This window comes from Enterobacter cloacae complex sp. OE43NF (genome assembly GCF_023544405.1).
GTDB classification, from domain to species: domain Bacteria; phylum Pseudomonadota; class Gammaproteobacteria; order Enterobacterales; family Enterobacteriaceae; genus Enterobacter; species Enterobacter cloacae.
On the sequence record NZ_JAMJFW010000091.1, the window covers coordinates 1 to 6,407 of the forward strand.

Genomic DNA, 6,407 nt, shown 5'->3' on the forward strand with positions numbered 1-6,407 from the left:
GTTCTGGACGGGATCAACAACTCAGGGCTGGGTAAAGTATGGTTTGCGGGGCGGGGTATTGCCCCGGAATGGCAAATGAAACGGGAGATGCTTTCTCCTGCTTATACGACACGATGGTCAGATATTCCTGCAGCGAAACTGGCGTAAAACTTTGGCGATTTCACCTTGAAATTCTCAGCCTAAACTGCCTAATTACAATAAGTTAGATGTGAAATCGCCATGGCGAAATTATTGACTCAAATTTCTGTCAAGGACCTCGTTGATAGCCTTGTCCAGTTCATCCTGAATCACTTTTGACATACGGCTAAACTCATAAGTCAGCGTACGCCCTTTCACACGCTTACGCGCGAACTTGTCCTTTTCTTCAAAAGACCAGAGTGGGGAAACCACTGACTTTTCCTTGGGAGATGGATCTATCAATGCCTGAGATGCCTGAGAAATCAGCTTCAGTATACTGGCTTTCTGTTCGTCTTCTGGTCGCTCGCCTTCACTCAAAATTGCATCGAGCTGAGCTGATACAGACTGAATGAGTTCTTCAGGCGTTAATCCCTTTTCACTGAGTTTTTCATTAACTTCTAAAAGAAGTTTATAGTCACTAAACGATAGCTCCGACTGAACCGGGAACAGAGAAATCAAGTCTTGCGGTACGGCCGCCGCCTGCAGCGCCCTGGTAACTTTAGCTTGAGATAACCCCTCCAGTTCAGCAATTTCCTTTTGATTAAATCCGGACTCTTTAAGAGCGATCAATCTCAGGCCAATCTCCCGAAGATTATGTTCTTTAGCTGTCTGGATATCTTTAGCCAGTTGGCGAGCTTCATCAGCTGATAAATGCTCTTCGGTAACCATTACATCAAGGCCTGAACGGACAAAAATTGCTGAGGCTCGCCGTCTTGAACCATCCAGTATCTCAATCCTTTCACTTTGCTTAATACCAATACAGGGAAAGAACTGCTGAAACTTAATCGTCTGGATAATGGATTTCAGGGACTCCCTGGTCAGTGCCAGTTGATCTCTTCCGTTGTTTTCCTGGTTTACGAAGGTCTTACTTTCAACTTCAGATGCAGGCACCCGAACAAACCTGAACGTTACCTTCCTGCCGGTTTTTAAGGTAAATACCTGGCTTCTACCGGTGTCCGTCATTTCCGCAATTGACGCCTGGGTATTTAACTGTCTGCCGATGGTTTTTCTTTTCTCATTCGACATCACATACCTCCGTTAGTACGAATGAACTCGATGCGATCAAAGACTGCCTTCGCAAAGTCTTCCGCTGCTGATTTTGCGCTTTTTAGTGCCTCTGTACTTCCATCATAGGTTGCTGGATTTGCTGAAATAACTGTGTCAAAAGTCTCCCCACAGCGTTCGAAACCATCCAGTCTCGGCAGAACCATGTCTAGCATATCGGCACCGAAAACCTCTTTGGCCTGACTATGGCAAATTTTGTGATCAGACTTGTTCAGGATCTTGGACATGAAGCCGACATTACCGATGAGATTGCAGGTGTGCCCATCCATTTCAATGGAATCTATGAGGGCAGGGAGGCTGGCCACAAACTTCAGGGAAGAATGAAAATCAACCGTAGCCGGTGGAAGAGGGGTCAACATCAGGTCTGCCGCCCCAATACAGTTTTTCAGGAACGCATCAAGGTGAGGACCACTATCAAGGAAAATAAAGTCGTAGTCATGCTGGAGCTTATCGATAATGTTATCTTTAAGCACAGCATGAATATTTTTCCCTGGAAGATGTTCTTCACACAATCCCTTCCAGCCTTCAGCAAGGAATGCATCGTCAATGGAAGCGGGGATTACATCAACACCAGGGATAATAGACGGTACTATAAAATCGGAAAGTAATTCTTCACGAGACACGTTCTGGAGCATGGCCTGAGCAGCCGTATTTTCAACCAGGCCCACTGAATTTTCATGGCTCAGGAACATTGTCAGAGATGCCTGCGGATCGAAATCGATGGCCAGAATACGTAGGTCTTCGAACAGAAGCTGAGGATGAGCTCGAAAAGCATGTGATAATGAAGCGGTAGAAACTGTCTTGGAACCACCACCTTTAAGATTACATACAAAAATCGTAAAGGCTTTATCAAAGCGATCCCTGTACTTGGGTACTTTACGGTGGTTATACAGATCGATGACATTCTGAATCGTCATCGCGTATTTCATCGTATTACCAGAAGGTTTCTTTTTGAAAATGTAGCCACCGGCTTCCATTTCGGCCACAGCATACTCAACACTGCCTTTACTGAGCTTAGGCAGCTTATACAGAGCGGCTTTGCTGTATTCCTGATAGAACTCGGTAAGCTTCAATTCCTCTTTTTGCTGGCGGATACTCTCGCTCAAAGATGTCAGAAGCTTACCTGCACGTGTAGCAACTTTCCGTAACTGCTCAATATTGTTCATTTATCACCTCATGACGTTTTTTGTCATTTTGAACAAAAAGAGTCATGTTGCAAGCAAAAAATCATATTGTTTTGATTTCGCTCTCAACAGGAGGGGGGAGAAGTTCGACGGGCGTGCCACTCAATCACAGTGCCGCAACACGCAGACGCACTTATGACCATCACACAACAAGTCGTACAAAAGGGTATAGAGAAAGGTATCAGCGCTCGCCGCAGCCATGTAACCGAGCGTAGCGAGCGAACTGGCGAGGAAGCGAAGAGGAACCGTTCCGGCAGATAGCTCTTACGCTCAGCACAAGAAGAGTTTTCCATCCTCTGTGGGAAACAGGTCAACTTTATGGACGCTCAGGACTATGGGAAACAGGTCAACTTCGCGGACGGCCCGGACTATGGGAAACAGGTCAACTTCACGGACGGCCCGGACTATGGGAAACAGGTCAACTTCACGGATGGCCGGGAGTGTGGGAAACAAGTCAACTCCGCGGACGGCCCGGACTGTGGGAAACAGGTCAACTTTGCAGACGGCCCGGACTGTGGGAAACAGGTCAACTTTGCAGACGTCCGGGACTGTGGGAAACAGGTCAACTTTGCAGACGTCCGGGACTGTGGGAAACAGGTCAACTCCGCGGACGGCCAGGACTGTGGGAAACAGGTCAACTCCGCGGACGGCCAGGACTGTGGAAAACAGGTCAACTTTACAGACATCCGGGACTGTGGGAAACAGGTCAACTACGCGGACAGCCGGGATTGCGGGAAACAGGTCAAGTTAGGCAAGCACTATGGGAAATACAGCAATTTTAGTATCCCCCCATATGTCAGCAACAAACTAAGGGGGAGGAAATAAAAAATACAGGCTATTGTTTTTTATCAAGAAAATTAAACAGCAAGCGACCATCTTCTTCAGTGGTATATGTTACCTTTAATGGCGTCTTCTCATTAATTTTCTTCAGAGCAGGTTCCAGGAAGGTACGCTTCATTTCAGCAATATTGTTTTTCTGCGAGGCAGGGAGCATAAACCTTTCACATAACCAGTCATGTGTGGTGATCCAGACACCAGTGCTCCGGAACTGACACAGGCTTTCATAAAGGCGGATGACACGAACACTATTAAGCTGGCCACAGTCATAGAGAGAATAGGTAGTGAACTGGGAGGTTAAGCCGACAAGGAATGGCATGACCTTGTAGTTAAATTCAATCTGCCAGGAACCCCGACCTCGCTTCATTCCTGCTTCAGCCAGCCACGGACGTTTAACTTCTTCAAACTCACCTTCTTTTGGATAAAAGGTAACCGTTGATTCGCCCAGAGCATTTACCCCAGCCTTCACATCACGACTGGCGACAGACGTAGCGACATTGAAGTATTTGACGTAATCGGAAACGCTGATTTTGAAGAGCGGCAATACGTCAGAGTCATCTTCCTGGTTGTCATTAAAATAGGCCTGCATGAGGCATAACCACAGCACACGTTTTGCCTGAAGAGGCAGGTAATATGCAGCTTCGGTCAATTCGTTAGATTGCTTTATACTGGCGCGTTTTTTAAACGTTTTAGTAGCTGGCAAGAGTGCTTGAGTATCCATTTCAATGCCTATGGGTAAATTTTTACCCACCCATAATGACAGTGAAAACAGAAATTGCAAGCTATCGCGATAGTTATCCACCGGAAAAATCTGCACTTTATCCACAAGTGGATAATTGAGAACTGAACTTGACCTCTTTCCCATAGCTTGTTGATGCGTATCCCATAGCTTGTTGACACAAAACCCACGGATACGTGATTAATTTCCCATATTATGTTTACCAGTTGCCCATACAGGCCCCCTCTCAGGCCGCACTGTACGCGGCTTTCAGGCTCCCTAAAAGGTGTAAAATATAGAAAAAGAATAAAAAAATACTTTATAAAAATATGCCCGTGGATAAGTGGATAACCCCGAGAGGGAGGTGATTTTTCAGGCATTTAGCGTAAGCAGAATTTATAAGTTTTGTTCCATGGTGCTTCCTCGCTCACTCGGGGCTTCGCCCTGTCGCTCGGCTGCGGCGAGCACTGCTGGCTCGATCATATCCGTGGGCGGAAGATACTACTCCTCCCCGAGTCGCTCTCCAGAGCCCGCTACAGCGAGACAACCCGCACGAAGATTTCTATCGTCCCTGCAGACATATTCGAATCGTTTTTATTAACCCTGGCTCCCGTCGTGACAGAACACTACTTCCTGTAAAAGGGGGACTAAGGCCCCTGAGTCACACACCTAAAATTAATAATGCGGAGTTTTACGATGATGTCATTGCTAGAAACTTTCCTGACAGCTTCTCAGGGGGCAACAATCCTGTTCCTTGCCATGCTGATCTACTGGCAAAAGCGATAAATCCATGCGGGCTGGCCTTTGGCCAGCTTCGCTGTATAAGGGGAAAAATGCGGCATATCCAGACATTTCACTAGGCAACTTGAATTCAGATATCTATGCTTGGGATCCGGTCAACAGGAGGTAACAAGATGAAACTTGAAACTATACAGATAGATAATACCGTAAGGAGTGGTCTTAATTCTTTCACTGACGGGGTGATTATTCGTGATACAAAGGTATTGATCACGCTCAATCTCCCGGATGGACAGAAAACCACTATTGAGGGGGAATGGCGGCATATGTCGGACGCCAACAGGTTGTCAGAACGTATTACGATGCTTCAGCATGCGATCTATGAGCAGTATGAGGAATACAGAGCAGATATTCCCGTCAGCTGGTCCAGATAACTTCTGACAGACCTCACCGGCGAGCATGACGTTCGCCAGCATCATTCTCCTAAGTACTTAAATATTCCCTTTCAGCATGGCTACCGCATCCGCTTCGGGCATCTGAAACTGAACTCGATGCCGCGCAGCAACATCAAGTGCAAACACCTTCGTATAGACTTCCGTCGAGCTAATCGATTTGTGGCCCATCAGGCTCTGCAAAACCTTCAGTGGTATGCCGGCATACAGCATGTGCATCGCGTAGGAGTGACGGAACGTATGGGGGGTCACCGGTACTGAGAACGTCACCCCGTCGGCCGCTGCGGCTTCCACCGCTTCGCTAAGCCAGGTGCGGACGGTACGGTCTGTGATCTCCCAGATACGCGCCTTCTCCATTCTGCCGGTGCGTTTGTTTCGTCTTTCGAGGGGAATTTTCAGGGTGGCCACCATCATCTGCAGCTGGCTGACGTACTGGTGATCGGAGAGGGGCACCAGACGGTGGGCCTGACTGCCTGCTGGGGCACGGCCTGCTGTTCTGGCCGATTTCTCCGCTCGTTGTTTGAGCGTGGCCAACTGCACGAACGGATACGGTGGGGACAGCGAAAAATCCCCCCGGGTCAGCGCCAGCGCCTCGTTGATACGTGCGCCGGTGTTCCAGAGGGTTGCCAGCAGCATCTTGCGGTGCAAATCGGGCACATAATGGAGCAGGGCGCTGACTTCCGGTGCCAGCAGGTATTTCGGTAGTTCATCTTGAACGAGCGCCATCTGGCGCAGGGCCAGCGCGGCGGGATAGTCAATGGCCACCGGCATTTGCGCCGGCTGCTGCGGGTGAGAATATGATAAGAGGCCGCTCATTGGTTTGACATTCCATCAGGTATCACTACTTGATTCCACTCCCTGTTGCGGGTAGCTTCAGCAGCGCGCAGGGCTCTTTCGCGTCTCCAGACTTTACGAAACACGGAAACTGCAGACCATTCATCATGACCTGTAAGACGTGTTTCGGGCATCCCGGTTGCCTTGCGCAGACGGACGGCAAGAATGACAGCGTTGATGCCCAAGCGCGTGAACTGATACTGCCGTTCCCTGAAATAGTCCTTATGCCAAGGAGGGTCGGAGTATTCGGCGGCATATGCAATTGCCCTGTGGGCCTCATCCTGGAGCACCGGCAGTTCACGGATGCGATACATAAGACGTGGCTCTAAAGTCCGCCAGTCACCGGAGACATCGATCAGATTCAGTTCAGGGTAATTCGTGACTGCTTTTCTCTCAGGCTGG

The 6,407-nt window shown here is 48.6% G+C and carries 9 protein-coding genes and 1 pseudogene; 5 read left to right on the forward strand and 5 right to left on the reverse strand.

Going from position 1 to position 6,407, the window contains the following annotated elements; all coding sequences use genetic code 11:
• The coding region (locus M8370_RS22655) for a DUF4113 domain-containing protein (protein WP_250021789.1) at positions 1-147 on the forward strand (147 nt) is incomplete at its 5' end.
• Between the two features lie 81 nt (positions 148-228).
• Here M8370_RS22655 and M8370_RS22660 read toward each other — a convergent pair.
• Both M8370_RS22660 and M8370_RS22665 read right to left on the reverse strand, forming a co-directional pair.
• Positions 229-1,203, reverse strand: a complete 975-nt coding sequence (locus M8370_RS22660) for a ParB family protein (protein ID WP_023302473.1) — start codon at positions 1,201-1,203, stop codon at positions 229-231.
• On the reverse strand, positions 1,203-2,408 hold the full coding sequence (locus tag M8370_RS22665) for an AAA family ATPase (protein ID WP_006797591.1): 1,206 nt from the start codon (positions 2,406-2,408) through the stop codon (positions 1,203-1,205). The genes M8370_RS22660 and M8370_RS22665 overlap by 1 nt, the downstream gene beginning before the upstream one ends.
• A gap of 129 nt (positions 2,409-2,537) precedes the next feature.
• On the opposite strand from M8370_RS22665, the pseudogene M8370_RS22670 reads away from it, so the two are divergent.
• Positions 2,538-2,613 (forward strand): annotated as a pseudogene (locus tag M8370_RS22670) (hypothetical protein); the annotation flags it as partial.
• 131 nt (positions 2,614-2,744) lie between these two features.
• A complete protein-coding gene (locus M8370_RS22675) occupies positions 2,745-3,251 on the forward strand; it encodes a hypothetical protein (RefSeq protein ID WP_234451129.1) in 507 nt (168 codons plus the stop codon).
• Between the two features lie 10 nt (positions 3,252-3,261).
• Here the strand turns inward: M8370_RS22675 and M8370_RS22680 are convergent, their stop codons facing one another.
• Positions 3,262-4,128 (reverse strand): replication initiation protein, encoded by an 867-nt coding sequence (locus M8370_RS22680; RefSeq protein ID WP_023302476.1) that lies wholly within the window; start codon positions 4,126-4,128, stop codon positions 3,262-3,264.
• A gap of 534 nt (positions 4,129-4,662) precedes the next feature.
• Between M8370_RS22680 and M8370_RS22685 the strand changes: the two genes are divergently transcribed.
• Positions 4,663-4,767 carry a hypothetical protein gene (locus tag M8370_RS22685; RefSeq protein ID WP_064161358.1) on the forward strand — a complete coding sequence of 35 codons (105 nt, stop codon included), beginning with the start codon at positions 4,663-4,665 and terminating at the stop codon, positions 4,765-4,767.
• 128 nt (positions 4,768-4,895) lie between these two features.
• The gene (locus M8370_RS22690; RefSeq protein ID WP_000764642.1) at positions 4,896-5,153 is read left to right on the forward strand and encodes a hypothetical protein; all 258 of its coding nucleotides are present in this window, start codon (positions 4,896-4,898) and stop codon (positions 5,151-5,153) included.
• 57 nt (positions 5,154-5,210) lie between these two features.
• On the opposite strand, the gene M8370_RS22695 is transcribed toward M8370_RS22690, so the two are convergent.
• Together M8370_RS22695 and M8370_RS22700 are read right to left on the reverse strand one after the other, a co-directional pair.
• Positions 5,211-5,987, reverse strand: a complete 777-nt coding sequence (locus tag M8370_RS22695) for a site-specific integrase (RefSeq protein ID WP_023302478.1) — start codon at positions 5,985-5,987, stop codon at positions 5,211-5,213.
• Positions 5,984-6,407 (reverse strand): hypothetical protein (locus M8370_RS22700; RefSeq protein WP_250021788.1); only part of this gene is annotated, 424 nt, incomplete at its 5' end. The genes M8370_RS22700 and M8370_RS22695, both read right to left, overlap by 4 nt.